Origin of the sequence: Streptomyces sp. NPDC091279 (assembly GCF_044757465.1) — a bacterium.
GTDB lineage: Bacteria > Actinomycetota > Actinomycetes > Streptomycetales > Streptomycetaceae > Streptomyces.
Map to the genome: position 1 here is coordinate 118,874 of NZ_JBIVVA010000013.1, position 16,065 is coordinate 134,938.

Annotated in this window: 13 protein-coding genes and 2 tRNA genes; 2 read left to right on the plus strand and 13 right to left on the minus strand. The window is 69.1% G+C overall.

What is annotated here, in order from left to right; genetic code table 11:
* Positions 1-58: 58 nt before the first annotated feature.
* The 4 genes from hrpA to ACIQOU_RS30060 form a co-directional block, all read right to left on the minus strand.
* On the minus strand, positions 59-4,024 hold the full coding sequence (gene hrpA, locus ACIQOU_RS30045; protein WP_401541564.1) for an ATP-dependent RNA helicase HrpA: 3,966 nt from the start codon (positions 4,022-4,024) through the stop codon (positions 59-61).
* 134 nt (positions 4,025-4,158) lie between these two features.
* A tRNA-Phe gene (locus ACIQOU_RS30050) sits at positions 4,159-4,232 on the minus strand.
* A 24-nt stretch (positions 4,233-4,256) separates the two neighbouring features.
* Positions 4,257-4,331 (minus strand) — tRNA-Asp (locus ACIQOU_RS30055).
* 274 nt (positions 4,332-4,605) lie between these two features.
* Entirely contained in the window at positions 4,606-4,947 is a 342-nt protein-coding gene (locus ACIQOU_RS30060) for a hypothetical protein (protein ID WP_401541566.1), read from the minus strand.
* Positions 4,948-5,282: 335 nt separating this feature from the next.
* Here ACIQOU_RS30060 and ACIQOU_RS30065 point away from each other — a divergent pair, with 335 nt between their 5' ends.
* Both ACIQOU_RS30065 and ACIQOU_RS30070 read left to right on the plus strand, forming a co-directional pair.
* Positions 5,283-6,815, plus strand: coding sequence for an RNA-guided endonuclease InsQ/TnpB family protein (locus ACIQOU_RS30065; protein WP_401541569.1), 1,533 nt, complete (start codon positions 5,283-5,285; stop codon positions 6,813-6,815).
* A 40-nt stretch (positions 6,816-6,855) separates the two neighbouring features.
* Complete coding sequence (locus tag ACIQOU_RS30070; RefSeq protein WP_401541571.1) at positions 6,856-8,778, plus strand: hypothetical protein; 1,923 nt, start codon at positions 6,856-6,858, stop codon at positions 8,776-8,778.
* A 154-nt stretch (positions 8,779-8,932) separates the two neighbouring features.
* On the opposite strand, the gene ACIQOU_RS30075 is transcribed toward ACIQOU_RS30070, so the two are convergent.
* From ACIQOU_RS30075 to ACIQOU_RS30115, 9 genes are all read right to left on the minus strand, one after another.
* On the minus strand, positions 8,933-10,243 hold the full coding sequence (locus ACIQOU_RS30075) for a UDP-glucose dehydrogenase family protein (RefSeq protein ID WP_401541573.1): 1,311 nt from the start codon (positions 10,241-10,243) through the stop codon (positions 8,933-8,935).
* A 169-nt stretch (positions 10,244-10,412) separates the two neighbouring features.
* Complete coding sequence (locus ACIQOU_RS30080; RefSeq protein ID WP_401541575.1) at positions 10,413-11,705, minus strand: aminotransferase class III-fold pyridoxal phosphate-dependent enzyme; 1,293 nt, start codon at positions 11,703-11,705, stop codon at positions 10,413-10,415.
* An 81-nt stretch (positions 11,706-11,786) separates the two neighbouring features.
* Positions 11,787-13,043: a hypothetical protein gene (locus ACIQOU_RS30085; RefSeq protein WP_401541577.1), complete on the minus strand. Its 1,257-nt coding sequence runs from the start codon at positions 13,041-13,043 to the stop codon at positions 11,787-11,789.
* 252 nt (positions 13,044-13,295) lie between these two features.
* Positions 13,296-13,610, minus strand: coding sequence for a hypothetical protein (locus ACIQOU_RS30090; protein WP_401541579.1), 315 nt, complete (start codon positions 13,608-13,610; stop codon positions 13,296-13,298).
* 101 nt (positions 13,611-13,711) lie between these two features.
* On the minus strand, positions 13,712-13,948 hold the full coding sequence (locus tag ACIQOU_RS30095; RefSeq protein WP_401541581.1) for a DUF5999 family protein: 237 nt from the start codon (positions 13,946-13,948) through the stop codon (positions 13,712-13,714).
* Complete coding sequence (locus ACIQOU_RS30100; protein WP_401541584.1) at positions 13,837-14,514, minus strand: hypothetical protein; 678 nt, start codon at positions 14,512-14,514, stop codon at positions 13,837-13,839. The genes ACIQOU_RS30095 and ACIQOU_RS30100 overlap by 112 nt, the downstream gene beginning before the upstream one ends.
* A gap of 182 nt (positions 14,515-14,696) precedes the next feature.
* Positions 14,697-15,194 (minus strand): DUF6302 family protein, encoded by a 498-nt coding sequence (locus tag ACIQOU_RS30105; RefSeq protein WP_401541586.1) that lies wholly within the window; start codon positions 15,192-15,194, stop codon positions 14,697-14,699.
* A 52-nt stretch (positions 15,195-15,246) separates the two neighbouring features.
* Positions 15,247-15,690: a hypothetical protein gene (locus tag ACIQOU_RS30110; protein ID WP_401541589.1), complete on the minus strand. Its 444-nt coding sequence runs from the start codon at positions 15,688-15,690 to the stop codon at positions 15,247-15,249.
* Positions 15,687-15,839: a hypothetical protein gene (locus ACIQOU_RS30115; RefSeq protein ID WP_401541591.1), complete on the minus strand. Its 153-nt coding sequence runs from the start codon at positions 15,837-15,839 to the stop codon at positions 15,687-15,689. Before ACIQOU_RS30115 ends, ACIQOU_RS30110 begins: the two co-directional genes overlap by 4 nt.
* Positions 15,840-16,065: the final 226 nt, after the last annotated feature.

Consider the following 16,065-nt stretch of genomic DNA (forward strand, 5'->3'; position numbering starts at 1 on the left):
AAGAGACTCTACAGGAGCAGGCGCCCGCTGGTCGAACTCACCCAGGGTGAAGGGGTCGTCACGGTGCGGCCGCGTCGATCGCCTTCACGATCCGCTTGTCGGAGACCGGGTACGCCGTGCCCAGCGCGTGCGCGAAATAGCTGACCCGCAGCTCCTCGATCATCCAGCGGATGTCGGTCACCGAGGTCGGCACCGGGCGCCCCTGCGGCAGCTGTTCCAGCAGCCAGGCGTACTCGTCCCGCATCTCCCGCACCTTCTCCATGCGGGTGGTGTCCCGCTGGGCGTTGGTCGGCATCTGCTGGAGCCGCCGGTCGGCCGCGACCAGGTAGCGCATCAGGTCCGCCAGCCTGCGCACCCCCGTCGCCGTCACGAACCCGGGCCGCACCAGCTCGTCCAACTGCCCCCGCACGTCCTGGACGTTGGCCAGCAGCGCGGGGCTGCGGACGGCCTTCAGGCGCCGTTCGCAGGCCTGCCAGGCGGCGAGCACCTGCTGCACCTGTCCGACCGTGCGGACCGTCGCGTCGACGATCTCCGCGCGGACCTTCTCGTAGAGCTTCCGGTAGGACTCCTCGTCCCACGCCGGACCACCGAAGTCGGCGATCAGCCGGTCCGCCGACGCCATCGCGCAGTCGTCGAACAGCGCCTGGATGGAACCGTGCGGATTCGCCGACAGCGCGAGCTTCTGCGGGTTGGTCAGCTTCTCGGATGCGAACTTCGCCGGGTTGACCGGGATGGTGCGCAGGATCAGCCGCCGGGTGCCCCGCCACATCGCCTCGGCCTGCTCCGCCTCGGTGTCGAAGAGCCGCACCGAGACCGTGTCGCCGTCGTCCACCAGCGCCGGGTACGCCTTCACCGGCTGGCCGGCCCGACGTGTCTCGAAAACGCGGGTCAACGTGCCGATCGACCAGTCGGTGAGGCCCGAGCGCTCCAGGGACTCGCCGCCCTGACGTTCCGCCGTCGCCGCGGCCGCCTGCGACAGGGCCTGGCGTGCCTTCGGCCGCAGCCGCAGCTTCAACGCCTCCAGGTCCTTGTCCTCGGCCAGCTTCCGGCGCCGTTCGTCGACGATCCGGAACGTGATCTTCAAGTGGTCGGGGAGCTTCGCCCAGTCGAAGTCCTCCGCCTCGAACGGCACCCCGACCATCCGCTTCAGCTCGCGCGCCATGGTCGTCGTCAGCGGCTCCTGGCGCGGTACCGCCGTGTCCAGGAACCGTCCCGCGAAGTTCGGCGCGGGCACGTAGTGACGGCGGATCGGCTTCGGCAGCGACCGGATCAGCTCGGTGACGACCTCCTCGCGCAGCCCCGGGATCTGCCAGTCGAAGCCCTCGTCCTTGATCTGGTTGAGGACCTGCAACGGCACATGGACGGTCACGCCGTCCGCGTCCGCCCCCGGCTCGAACTGGTACGTCACCCGGAACTTCAACGGCCCCTGCCGCCAGGTGTCCGGATAGTCGTCCTTGGTGACGGCCTGCGCCGCCTCCCGGATCAGCATCGCCCGCTCGAAGTCCAGGAACTCCGGCTGCTCCTGCCGTTTCCGCTTCCACCAGGAGTCGAAGTGGGCGCCGGACACCACGTGTTCGGGCACCCGCTGCTCGTAGAAGTCGAAGAGGGTGTCGTCGTCCACGACGATGTCCCGGCGCCGCGCCCGGTGCTCCAACTCCTCGACCTCGCTGAGGAGCCGGCGGTTGTCGGCGAAGAACTTGTGGTGGGTGCGCCAGTCGCCCTCCACCAGCGCGTTGCGGATGAACAGCTCGCGGCTGACCTCGGGGTCGATCCGCCCGTAGTTGACCTTGCGCTGCGCCACGATCGGGACGCCGTACAGCGTCACCTTCTCGTACGCCACCACGGCCGCCTGGTCCTTCTCCCAGTGCGGTTCGCTGTACGTCCGCTTCACCAGGTGCTCGGCGAGCGGCTCGATCCACTCGGGCTCGATGCGCGCGTTGACCCGCGCCCACAGCCGGGACGTCTCCACCAGCTCCGCCGACATCACGAACCGCGGCGGCTTCTTGAACAGCGCCGAGCCCGGGAAGATCGCGAACTTGGCGCTCCGGGCGCCGAGATACTCGTTCTTCCCGCCGCTCTTGGGGCCGCTGTCGCCCTCCTTCACGTCCTTCATGCCGACGTGCGAGAGGAGGCCCGCGAGCAGGGAGACGTGGATGCGGTCGCCGGGGGCGTCGTTCTCGTCGAGGTGGATGCCCATCTGCTTGGCGACCGTGCGGAGCTGGGAGTAGATGTCCTGCCACTCGCGAATCCGCAGGAAGTTCAGGTACTCCTGCTTGCACATCCGGCGGAACGACGACGAACCCCGCTCGCGCTGCTGCTCGCGCACATACCGCCACAGGTTCAGGAAGGCGAGGAAGTCGCTGGTCTCGTCCTTGAAGCGGGCGTGCTGCTGGTCGGCCTGCGCCTGCTTGTCGGAGGGGCGCTCGCGCGGGTCCTGGATGGAGAGCGCGGCGGCTATGACCATCACCTCGCGGGCGCAGCCGTTGCGGTCGGCCTCCAGGACCATCCGGGCCAGCCGCGGGTCGACCGGGAGCTGGGCCAGCTTGCGCCCCGTCTCGGTGAGCCGCTTGCGCACGTCCTGCTGGGAGGGGTCCAACGCGCCCAGCTCCTGGAGGAGTTGGATGCCGTCGCGGATGTTGCGGTGGTCCGGCGGGTCGATGAACGGGAACTTCTCGATGTCCCCGAGCCCGGCCGCCGTCATCTGGAGGATGACCGAGGCGAGGTTCGTCCGCAGGATCTCGGCGTCGGTGAACTCCGGGCGGGCGGTGAAGTCGGCCTCGCTGTAGAGGCGGATGCAGATGCCGTCGCTGGTGCGGCCGCAGCGGCCCTTGCGCTGGTTGGCGCTGGCCTGCGAGATGGCCTCGATGGGCAGCCGTTGCACCTTGGTGCGGTGGCTGTAGCGGCTGATCCGGGCGAACCCGGGGTCGATGACGTACTTGATGCCGGGCACCGTGAGGGAGGTCTCGGCGACGTTGGTGGCCAGCACGATCCGGCGCCCGGTGTGCTGCTGGAAGACCCGGTGCTGCTCGGCGTGCGAGAGCCGCGCGTACAGCGGCAGCACCTCGGTGAACCGGTACTGGCGCTTCTCCAGCGCGTCGGCGGTGTCCCGGATCTCCCGCTCCCCGGAGAGGAAGACCAGGATGTCGCCCTTGCCCTCGCCCTGAAGCTCCTCGACGGCGTCGCAGATCGCGGTGATCTGGTCCCGGTCGGCGTCCTCGGAATCCTCTTCGAGCAGCGGCCGGTACCGCACCTCCACCGGGTAGGTCCGCCCGCTGACCTCGATGATCGGGGCGTCCCCGAAGTGCCGGGAGAACCGCTCGGGGTCGATCGTCGCCGACGTGATGACGACCTTCAGGTCCGGGCGTCTGGGCAGCAGCCGGGCGAGGTACCCGAGCAGGAAGTCGATGTTCAGCGACCGCTCGTGCGCCTCGTCGATGATGATGGTGTCGTAGGCGCGCAGCTCACGGTCGGTCTGGATCTCGGCCAGCAGGATGCCGTCCGTCATCAGCTTGACGAACGTCGCCTCCGGGTCGACCTGGTCGGTGAAGCGCACCTTCCAGCCGACGGCCTGGCCGAGCGGGGTGTCCAGCTCGTCCGCGACCCGCTCCGCGACCGTCCGCGCGGCGATCCGGCGGGGCTGGGTGTGCCCGATCATGCCCCGGACCCCGCGCCCCAGCTCCATACAGATCTTCGGGATCTGCGTGGTCTTCCCGGACCCGGTCTCACCGGCGACGATCACGACCTGGTGGTCGCGGATGGCGTCGGCGATCTCGTCCTTCTTCTGGCTGACCGGCAGCTGCTCGGGGTACGAGATGGCGGGTACCCGGCCGCGCCGGCGCGCCATCCGCTCCTCGGCCTTGACGACCTCGGCCTCGATCTCGGCGAGGACGGCGGCCCGGGCCTCGGGCTTGTGGATCTTGCGCGCACCTTCGAGCCTGCGCCCGAGCCGCTGCGCGTCACGCAGGGACAGCTCGGTCAGGCGGGGGGCGAGGGCGCCGAGGGCGGGGGCAGGGTGCGTAGACATACGCGATCCAGGATCTCATCCCGGGGAAATTCGTGGCGAACGATTTGCCGCCCCCGCTCGCGAGCGGGCCGCGCGCGGCTCCTGCGGGGGCATGCGACAAGGCCCCGATCCGGGGATCGGGGCCTTGGCTACGGTGGCTGGGGCCGGGATCGAACCGGCGACCCTCCGCTTTTCAGGCGGATGCTCGTACCATCTGAGCTACCCAGCCACGGTGTTTCACGTGAAACACCAGCGGTCCTGACGGGATTTGAACCCGCGGCCTCCACCTTGACAGGGTGGCGAGCACTCCAAACTGCTCCACAGGACCTAGCGTGCGCGTGCCAGAGTCTCGCACACACGACTTACGTATCCCCAAACGGTATGGATCTCACCGCTGCCCGAGAGCGCGCCGAGCGCTGGGGTCTCAATCCGGCGACCGTCCGGCGGCTCCTCGCCCCGCTCGATCCGGTGGACCGTGATCCGGAGACGGGACCCAAGGGCGCCGCAGAAAGGGCTCTCTTGCCGGTGCAGGTGCGCACACGTCCACCTGTACGCCCCGGGTGTCTGCCAGGACGTAGCCGACCCGGTGCTGCTGGTCGAGGTCACGATCGAGTCTCCGATGAACGGAGAGCCCGAGGAACGCCGGCTTCGGCCGTTCTGCCGAGGAAGAACCAGCAGTCCTCGGTTGACGAGGTTCGGTAGGCCTTTGCCCAGTACCGGGCCTGAACGGAGGCATCGGTCAGCCAGAGCATCCATTCACCGGCCGGTATCCGCACGGGCGTTGGCTCGCCGATGAGGGCAAGCTGCTCATCAACGACGTCGGGCCCGGCCCCGTTCACCGCCGCGAGCGGGAAGAGGCCGGGCCCGAGGCCGATGATCTCCTTCGCCCGGGCCGCCTTCCCGTGCCTACGGTGCGCGCGATGAGCAGCGATTTCGGACAGCACTGGGGGCACAGGTGAGCACGACTCCGGCAGTAGCGGTGAGCGCGGCAGAACTACGTCGGCGGGTCCGGGGTCCGCGGACATCTCGAACCAGGAGTCCGGTGCGGCTCATGGCGACGGCCGTGGAACTCGGGCTGCTGAGGCTGCTGTTCGTCAAGGGAGCTGCTGTCAGTCCGAGAGATGAGCGGGTTGTGGCTGACGCGTGCCGTCCGGCCGAGATGGCGCCGAGGTCGTGTTCCCGGTGAGCATGAATGCGCAGGTCAGAGCCGATTGTCAGTGGTGACCTCTAGAGTCTTCACCGATACGTTCACGGAGCGCGGTTGAAGGGGGTGTGCGGGGTGGCGCAGGAGATTCTGCGGGCGTTCAAGTTCACCCTTGACCCCACTGCCGCGCAGGAGGAGGCGCTGTCCCGGCATGCGGGTGCGGCCCGGTGGGCGTTCAACCACGCGCTGGGCATGAAGGTGGCGGCCCATCAGCAGTGGCGGTACGAGGTCCAGGAACTCGTGGACCAGGGCGTCGCGGAGGCGGAGGCCCGGAAGCAGGTGAAGGTGCCTGTCCCGACGAAGCCGGTGATCTACAAGCATCTGAACCGGATCAAGGGTGCCAGCCTGCCGGAAGGCGTGGAGGGGCCGCAGCGTCCGTGCCCGTGGGCGGAGGAGGTCAACGCTCACGCATTGCAGTCCGCGTTCATCGATGCCGACCGGGCATGGACGAACTGGCTTGCTTCATTGCACGGGGCGCGGGCCGGACGCCGGGTCGGTTACCCGAAGTTCAAGAAGAAGGGCCGAGTACGGGATGCGTTCCGTCTCCACCATGCCGTGAAGTCGCCGACGATCCGGCTGGAGAGCTACCGCCGGCTGCGGCTGCCGAACATCGGGGTGGTGCGGCTGCACGATTCCGCGAAACGCCTCGGCCGCCTCACCGCCCGGGGCGAGGCCGTGGTGCAGTCGGTGACCGTCTCTCGCGCCGGCAACCGCTGGTACGCCTCCGTCCTGTGCAAGGTCACCACCCGCCTGCCCGAACAGCCCACCCGGCGCCAGCGCGAACGCGGCCGAGTCGGCATCGACCTCGGCGTCAAACACCTCGCCGCCCTCTCCCAGCCCCTCACCCCCGGCGAACCCAGTACCGCCTTCATCGCGAACCCACGACACATCCGCAAGGCCCAACATCGCCTCACCAAAGCCCAACAGGCCCTCGCCCGAACCCAGAAAGGCTCCGGCCGACGGGAGAAGGCACGACGGCGGGTCGCGCGGCTGCACCACGAGGTCGCCGTGCGCCGCAGCACCGTGCTCCACGCGGTGACCAAACAACTCGCCACCCGCTTCGCCGAGGTCGCCGTCGAGGACCTCAACGTCGCCGGCATGACCAGCTCCGCCCGCGGCACCCTCACCAAACCAGGCCGCCGCGTCAAACAGAAAGCTGGCCTCAACCGGGCTATCCTCGACACCGCACCCGGCGAACTACGCCGTCAACTCACCTACAAAACCAGCTGGTACGGCTCCACCCTCGCGGTCGTCCACCGCGTGTACCCCTCCAGCCAGATCTGCTCCGCCTGCGGATGGCGAGACTCAAGCCTCACGCTCGCGGACAGGACGTTCCACTGTGTCAAGTGCACCCTCACGATCGACCGGGACCTCAACGCCTCGTACAACATCGAGGCCCACGCTGTCCCTGTCGGTCACCTCGTCGCCTCTGGTAAAGGGGAGACGCAAAACGCTCGTGGAGCGAGAGTCAGACCACCCGGCCCACGGGCCGAGCGGCATCACGCGATGAAACGAGAAGACACCACGCCACCCAGCGCGGTGCCACCCCAGCGGAGTGATCCGCTGGCATCCCCCAACCCGCGCCATGAACAGGCAAAGCTGTTCTGAAAGCCCAGGTCACGAAGTGTCCGACCCAGGCGCGCGAGGGATGACCGTAGTCGTTGTAGGCGAGCAGCTGCACTCGCCGGGCATCGGCGGCAGCTTCGCCGCCGTGCACCACCTTGTCGGCGGCCTCACCCTCAGCCAGAACTTCCGGCAGAGGGACCTGGTCGAGCGTCGGGCACTGGAACTGTGGCGCGACGACAACAGGGTCGAGGCGCTCCGTGCGTTCGCCGGAGCGGGTCGCGTGCACGCCCTGGTCGACAAGGACGCCACCCTCGCCGCGATGCTCACCGTGTGGGCCGACAAGCGCGCCGCGCACACCGACGACCACACGGCCGTGCAGCAGCTCCTCATGCTGGCCGCCACCAACGAGGTCGTGGAGGAACTGAACGTCGGGGCCCGCGCTCTGCGGAGGGCCGCAGGCGCCCTCCCCGGCCCGGAGCACGTCTACGCCCTGCCCGGCGGCGGTGAACTGACGTTGTCCGTGGGGGACCAGGTCCTTCTGCGGGCCAACGACTACCGGGGAAAGCGAAGCTGCGGTGCGCACGAGGACGTACTGAACGGGTACCGGGGGATCGTCCGCGCTGTGGACGAGGAGCGCCGGGTTCTGGTCGAGTGGCGCGAGAAGACCGCCGACGGCCACCGCGACGTCGCCGAATGGGTCGACGCCGACTACATCGCGCAGGGCGGCCTCAGCCTCGGATACGCGATCACCGGCCACAAGTCCCAGGGCCTCAGCGTCCAGGAAGCCCTGGTCTACGGCCCCGGTGCCCAGGCCAACGCGCTCTACACGATGATGAGCCGCGACAAGAAGGAGTCCCACCTCTTCCTGCCGTTGTCCCTCTACGAAACCGACGCCGACCGCGCACGCGACGGTGACGCGCTCACCGAGCAGGAACACCTTGACCGCGCTGTCGCGGGCCTCATCCGCGAGATCGAGAACGGCACCGAGGAACGCATGATCCTCACCGAACTCCCCAAGAACGAGATTCCCGCCCACGTCCGCCAGGCCGTAGGCGCTCTGCCGACCCCACGCGCGCCCCGCGCCCGCGACCCGCACGTGGCGCACGAACCCGAAGACGCACCCGACCCCGAGAACCGGCGCACACCCGGCACCACGCAACGCCCCGCGACCCCCGCCACGCCCCCAGAACCCGCGCCGACCGCCGACCGTCCTTACGCTCACCTCAGCAACGCGGGCCTGCGCGACGCGACGCGCAAGGCCGTCACGGCCGCGCGCGCCACCAGAACGGCGGCCGAGAAGGCAGAGACCCTGGCCGACCGCGCCGAACAGCAGGCCGCCGCCGGAACGGGACCCAACGCACTCGCACTCAACCGCCGACACCAGGATGTTGCCGAACGCGCCGCAGCAATCCACGAACTCCACGAACTGAACAGCACGATCGCCGACGCGACCACTCAACTGCACGGCGCACAGGACCAAATCGAGGAACTCGAACGACAGCTGGCAGCCACCGGCCGATTCGGGCGCCCGGTACTGCGCGGCGACGTCCGCTCCGCCGTCGAGGCCGATCGTGGAGAGCTGCTCCGTGCTCGCGAGGAGACCGCGCGGGAGCTGAAGCAGATGTACAACCGGCTCCACGAGGCCGCCGAACTCGCCGGACCCACCAGCGAACACGAAGCCGTCCTGCACGAAGCAGCCATGCCCCAGCAGGACAAGACCGCACTCCTAAGCCGCGCCAACGACAGGGACACCCAGGCAGCCAGGCAGCTCCGGACCGAGGCAGCCAAGGCCCGAGGCACTGCTCGCGGCGCCGACCACCGACTGTCCGGCCTCCAGGAGGAGATGGCCCTGCGCACTCGACGTGGACGCCAGCACGCCGACGTCGAGGAGCCCGCGACGCCGTCAGCCCCGAAGCTCGAGTCCTCGTACGCCAATCGGACGGCGACGGACTTCGTAGAACCTTCTCAACCTCCGGAGGGCGAACAGGACGCGCCGCACGTATAGCAAGGGCAGAGGCTGCGTTGTCGGGCGTCAGGGAAGGTAACGCTTCCGGGACGGTGCCCATGAGCCAGAGCCTGATGCGTCACGGCCCATAAGTGAGCACAAGGCCGGCGCGGAGCCTCTGGCTCTTGCCCGGGTCGGCACGCGCGGCCCAGTTCTACTTCGCCGGTCGCCCGAGTTGGTGGACGGTCCAGCCCGCCAAGCGCCAGGGCTCGGGGTCGAGGGTGGTGCGGCAGTCGACGAGCAGTGGATTGGCTGGGCGGCCCGCCAGGGCGTGTGGGTCGACCTGCCGGTACTCCGGCCATTCGGTGGCCAAGACGACGAGGTCTGCGCCGTCGAGGGAGGCGGCCAGGTCGTCGGTGAAGTCCAGCTCCGGGTTACGGACCATCGCCGTGGGCACGGCCTGCGGGTCGTGCACGGTGATGGTGGCACCGGCCTGGTGGAGGGATTGGGAGAGGGCGAGGGCCGGGGACTCGCGCACGTCGTTGGTGCCGGGCTTGAACGCGGCACCGAGCACGGTGATCCGCGCGCCCTTGATGGGGCGGTCGCCCAGGGCGCGGGTGATGAGGCCGAGGGCGACGTCGGTGCGGTTCTCGTTGATCTCCTCGGCGGCGCGCAGGAGGGTCGCGGCTCGGTCGGCACCGAGTTGGCGGGCGGATGCGGTGAAGGCGCGGACGTCCTTGGGGAGACAGCCGCCGCCGTAGCCGATGCCGGGCCGCATGCCGCCGGCGCCGATGCGGGGGTCGATGCCGAGGATGTCCACGATCTGGGAGACGTCGCCGCCCGCGGCGTCGCACATGTCGGCGACGGCGTTGATGTAGCTGATCTTGAGTCCGAGGAAGGTGTTCGCGGCGCCCTTGGCCAGCTCGGCGGTCTGCGGGTCGGTGACGAAGATCGGCACGCCCGCGTCGATGATCCCGGCGTACACCGCGCGGATCGCCTTCTCGCCCTCTGCGGTGGTGACACCGGCGATGAGCCGGTCCGGGCGGAGGGTGTCCTCGACGGCGTGGCCCTCGCGCAGGAACTCCGGGTTCCATACGACGTCGACTCGGTCGCCTGCGGGGGCCAGGCGCTGCGCGAGGGCGGTCACCTGGGTGGTGGTGCCGACGGTGACCGTGCTCTTGCCGACGATCGTGCATGCCCTGTCGAGGTGAGGGGCGAGCTGACGGATCGCGCCGAAGACCTGCGCGGTGTCGTACGAGCGGCCGTCGGCGTCAATCGGTGTCCCGACGCCGATGAAGTGCAGCTCCGCGAAGTCGGCGGCCATGCGGATGTCGGTGGTGAAGCGCAGACGTCCGCTCTGGGTGTGGCGGGCGAGCAGTTCCGGCAGACCGGCCTCGTAGATGGGGCATTCGCCGGCGTTGAGTCGATCGACCTTGGTCTGGTCGACGTCGACGCCGATGACCTCATGGCCGAGTTCGGCCATCGCCGCGGCGTGCGGGATGCCGAGGTGACCGCAGCCGATCACGAAACACGCATTGCAGGTCGTCCTTGTCTGGTCGGGGGCGCGCTGAAGGCGGTGTACCCCTAGACGCTATCGGGCGACCAGGCCCCAAGTCGGTCCGCTCGCCGGGTCGTTGGAGTGGATCAGGTGACCAGAGTCCGGGCGGGCACCGGGCCCGGTGCCGGCCGATGGTTCAGCTCACGGCGTTCAGCGCGTCGGACAGGGCGGTGGTCAGGAACTCGATGTCGTCGTCCGTGGAGGTCAGTGGGGGCGCGACCATGAACCCTTCGCTCTTGGGCTCCCCGGCGCCGGTGAACGGGTAGAAGAACATGCCCCGTTCCTGCGCCGCCTTCATCGCGGGCCAGAGCTGTCCCGGGGCGACTTCCACCCCGTAGAGGAAGCCCAGTCCGCGGACGTCCCGTACCGTCTTGATGCCGCTCAGCGATGTCATGGCCTCCGCGAGGCGGTCGCCGCGCGCGGTGAAGGCGGTGAAGTCCATCGCCTCCAGGTCGTCGAGGACGCCCAGGCACGCGGCTGCCATGAGGGGGTGGGTGGCCATGGTGCCCATCGCGGGCAACGGGTCGGCGTCGTCGTGCCGAATCCATCGGGCCATCTGCGGGGACACCAGTACGGCGCCGACGCTCGTGTACCCGGCGCCCAGCCCCTTGGAGAGGACGACCATGTCGGGCTCGCAGCCGTCCCAGTGGTGACTGGCCAGTGGTGTTCCGGTGCGCCACATTCCGGTCAGCACCTCGTCGTGGATCACCAGGACGTCCCGCTCCTGACAGATCTCGGAGACCCGCCGCAGGTAACCGTCAGGCGGTACGAAGGCGCCGCCCGTGGTCCCGTTGACGGGCTCGATCAGCACCGCGGCGACGTTCTCGGCCCCGCGGCGGTCGATCTCCGTCGCGATCTCGTCGGCGCACGAGGCGTCGCAGGCGCGATCCTTGTGGGCGTGTGACGGCGGGTACGGTGCCGGGAAACCGGGGCCGAGGCCGAGCGCGTCCTCCGGGCGCGGTCGTCGGGCGTGGTTGCCGGCCAGCGCGAGGGTCAGCGCCGACATCCCGTGGTAGCTCAGCGTCGAGGTCAGGATGTTCCCGCGCAGTTTCCCGTCGCGTACCCGGGTGATGTTCCGCGCCAGCCCCACGGCCACTTCGACGCCGAGGGTCCCGCACGTGGTCAGCGCAACGTAGTCGTCCGGGCGGCCGACGGCATGGCACAGACGCTCCATCAGCTCCATCTGGATGTGGGGCTGGACGACGGCGGCGCCCCCGAAGGAGTAGCGGAAGAACTGCTGCTCGATCCTGGCGTGGACGCTGTGGCTGCTCTGGCCCACGTTGGTGCAGAGCAGCCCGCTCGATCCGTCGAAGATCCGGGTTCCGCCCGCGAGGTGCAGCCAGGGGCCCTGCGACCCCACGACCTTGAAGTCCGGCATGGGCCTGGACGACGTCAGCAGCCGCTCACGGTTGCGCTCGTACGAATCCACTCTGGGAGTCCCTTCTCACGTGTGCTCACGGGGGTGGGGCCGCGCACGAGCACCGTGCGCGGCTCCGGGGTGCCGCGCGGGTCAGGTGGTCTGGACGGGGACCGGCGCTTCCACGCCGAGCTGGTGACACAGTTCGACGAGCGTGGGGATGGCCTCGGCCTTCACGATCACGTCGCCGTCCTGCGGGCCCTCCAGCGGGTAGGGCATGTACGTGCCGAACTCTTCGAGGCCCTCGGTGTCGACGTAGAAGACCTTCATGCCGCGTTCGCGGGCCCGCCGCTGGACCGACCGCCGGTCGGCGTGCAGCCCGACGACCAGGAGCGCCTTCGCCTCGGGGAGGAACGGGACGGGCGGGATCTTCTGGTCGTAGCGCCGCACGAAGCACTCTTCGAGACCAGCCCTCGCGGCGAGCAGGTCGAAGTTGTGCTGGAGCACGGGGCCGACGAAGTGCCCGGCGTCGTGCAGTGCCTTGAGCGCGCGGTGGGCGGCTGTCGGCTCGGCGAGGAAACTCGTCCGGACCATCGTGACCAGCTCGTCCGCCTTCCCCGTGGCATCGAGCAGCATCTCCCGCACGAGCGTGTCCTTCTGCGGGCTCAGGACGAACGGATGCATCCCCTTCGTGACGTTGTCGATCTGCTCGGTGACCCGGTACGCCTGGTGCAGGAAGTGCAGCGGCGGCACCCCGGCCTCCACGCTCGTGCCGCACCCGATCTCGACCTGGAACGGCAGGAAGTTCTTCAACTCGCTCAGGTCGTCGGCGTACGTCGGGTTGCCGCGCTCATCCTTGATACGGATGCCGCCCGCCAGGACGTTCCACGGCAGCTGCCGCACAGTGCGCGTCACCACGAAGTCCTCCGACACGAACACGACGTCCAGCGAGCCGAAGCCGGCCGGGGTCGTCCTGGAGGCCCGCTCGTCCTGCGGGTGGCTGCCGTACGGGACGACGCTGACGCGTAAGTCGCCCTTCGCCCACATGGTGTCGTCGATCTGCCGCCAGCGGCCCTCAGCGAGCCAGGCGTGTACGTTGTCGCGGTACTCGTCGATCTCGGAGATCGGGCCGAGCACCGACGTGTACAGGTACAGGTCCGCGAGGACCAGGCGCGGCACGGGGAAACTGAAGTCGAGATCGTACCGGTACCGGTAGTGCACGACGCGGCGCCGGCCGTGCTCGTCCTCGGTCCAGCCGGACTGGAGAGCGTTCGCCGGGTCCTGCGTCCTGCGCCAGATGCCCTCCTCGATCGCCCGGGGCCGTTCATGTCCGGCACCGGCGAAGTGCTTCTCCCAGGTTGCCACCTGGGCGTCGTCGAGCTGTTCGATCACAGGATGGGGAAGGAACATTTGTCCTCCTACTGAACGGTCGTGGAATCCCGCGTGCTTCCCGGCCGCGACCGGCCGGGAAGGTGGAGCCCCGCCCCGTTCCTGCGCCACATGGGCAGGTCGTGCCCGGCAGCAGGCCGGGGCGGGAGTCTGGGAAATGCGTGACGTTCCGAGAACACCACCGTGGCGACGGCCGTGGTGGTGGGCTTGCAGGGCGTGCAAACGCCTTGCAGGATCTGCAAGAGACCGCCCGCGCGCGTTGTCGACTGGGCGTCAGCGGCCCTTGATCACGGGCGCCACGATCGCGGCGACGAGGAACCAGGAGACACTGAGGTAGGTGCACAGGGCGTGCACGAGAACGGGGTGCTGGTGACGCATCGCCTTGAGGGCGGCGAAGCGCGTCCTGCCCTGGGAACGTGCCCCGAAGAGGCTGATCTCCACGGACGACGGCTGGACCGGGTGATCCGGCTCAGCGCCCATGTCCACGTCCGCGAGCATGTCGACGAGGCTGAACGGCTCATGGTCCTTACGCGGGGAGCGCGACGCGTGAAGACGGCGGAGGCGGCGGAGATTCTCGGAGACATGCATGGTCAGTCGGGCTCTCTCTTGATCGTTCGGACGGTAGAGGCGACGAAGAGGCTTACAGGACAAGCCAGTTGAACGGCGGCGGACGGTTGTGCCGCGACAGGTCAGGAACGTGCCCCGGTCAGGAGCGGCCGGTGCGGGTTGATGACGCGGCCGTCGGGCAGCAGCTCACCGGTGTCCTCGAAGAGCAGCACGCCGTTGCACAGCAGGCTCCATCCCTTTCGGCGAGTTACGGGGTCGTCGCCGACGACGACTTCAGCCGGTTCTGGAGGGTCGCGATCAAGTGTTTGGCCGTGTTCAGGCTGAGCGTGCCGAGGGTGATGGACGGGTCGTGGCCGCACCGCGCGCAGTAGGGGTGGAGCTGGACATCCACGAACCCCGACGTCGCTCTCATGGCTTGGTCGAGGCGCATCATGACCTGGTCGGACTCGGGCCAGTCGGGGACCTCGGCCAGCTTCGTGAGCGCCGGGGCGGCTCCGAGGAGGGTGCCGAGTGCCTGCGCGGTGTGCACGCTGATCTCGCCGAGGTGGATACGGAGACCGCGCGCAACGGGAACGGGAGCGCCCTCCAACCCGCAGGCCCGGAAGGCGGCGTCCAAGGCGTCGGCCGTCGCGATGTACTCACGCATACCCGCAGAAATGAGTTCGGCCAGCGTGGTAGCGGTGGCGGTGTCCAGGCGCTCGATGTGCAGGACCAGGCCCCAGCCCCTGGGATGGGGCTCCACCTCCGTCACCTGCGTCGGCCCGCTGATCCCCGCGTCGGCCAGAGCCCTTTGAAGGTCGGCGCGCGCGGCGACGGTCTCCTCATGGTTCATCATGCAGTCGAATGCGGACCGCAGAGGCTCCGTGGCGCGCAGCAGGGCCGTCATCCGCTCGGCGCCCGGGCCGCCCATATACCTGATGTGCATGACGGGGGTGCCGTCATGCTCGTTGTCACTGGGGTAGCCCGGAACCGGATGAACGCAGTTGATCCCGGCGTCTTGCAGTGCACGGCCAAGTACCTCGGCTGCGGCAAAGGCCGCTTTGAAGGCCTGATGGGTGATGGTCACGAATCTCCCCGTGGGTGAAATGGCGGACGGTAGGGATGCGGTCAGTCAGCGGCCGATCTGCGCGGTCGGGAGCACCCGCGCAGGAACGCGGCGATGGCGTCGTCGCTGTAGCCGTGGTGGCGGCCTTCCGCGTCGTCGCCCCCCTCCCAGTACCGCGGAGCGGGATCACCCCACCGGACCGGGTGACAGGTGTCGGCATCCGGCGACCACCGGACACGCAGGTCAGGAAAGCCGACGGGGACCGTGGCGTGCAGGTCCCGTGCCTGGAGCGCGTCCGTCAAGGACTCGTAACTCGCGTATCCGCCACGCCTCTTACCGCCGACCGGCACGGCCAGCAGCGGGCGGCCGAAGAGCGCGACCGCGACGCCGGAGTCCGCCTGGAGAGGATCGTCGAGCCGCTCGCGGAAGTAGTCGTAGTCGCAGGCGGCTTGAGGGGGCAGAAGCCTCGGCTGGAATCGCTCGTGGCTCGCGGTGGAGCAGGCGCAGGTGAAGTTCGGCAGGACCTGCCTTCCCTTCTCGGCGTAGGCGAGGGAACGCATGAGCAGCTCTCCTTCTCGGGTAGGTGATGGGCGGTGGGGAGCGGCAGGCTGTCTAGGCGGAACTGCTGATCTGGGAGAATGCGATGAACGCGAGTCGGTCGTGCAGCCACCGCAGGTAGACCTCGTAGACGTCGTCGGACGGCAGTGAGGCGCGGCCGGCGGTGAGGATTCCGTCTACACGCCCGGTCCCGGCGTACTGGCAGGCGCGGCTCAACTCCGGCCTAGGACAAGCGTGTTCGTCGCGCCGCACGTGGTCGGTGAACCGCTGCGCGCCCAGACGCCAGCCCATGACCTGCTCGGCGTAGGTGGTCAGCGCGTCGTGTTGAGGTTCGGCGGAGACGGCCGGGTCCGTTGCCACGTACGTGGCGACCCTGACGAGACGGCCTCGCGCCGAGACGAAGTCGAGCGCCTCGTCGTAGAAGGTGCGGCGTAGAGCGCCCAGTCGTGTCGAGACGGGTGCCGAGACGGGTGGGGCGTACTGCCAGAGCCTGGTCATGAGCCACCTCGGCGGCACACTTCGGCGAAGCGCTCCATCTCGATGGCCTGGAGCTTGTCCATCGGCGCGGGTGCGCGGCTCCTCTCACGGAAGGGTCGCCCCAGAGCGAGGAGGACCACGATCGCCGCCAGGAGGAACAGCTTCGGCATCGGTACTTTCCTCGGGGGTGTTTCTCCGCCGCCGGGGCCTCGGGGGAACTTCCCAGCGGCGGAAACATGAGTAAGGCCGGGCTCGTCGGCGTCCGCGGGGGAACGGTGCCGCCGACGAGCCCGGGGTCGGAGAGCGGTCCCGAGCCTTTGGTCCAAAGCCGCGTGGGCGCGAGCGCCGTCCGGCCAAGCCCATCTCGCAACAGCTGTGCAGAGACGAGGGAATGCG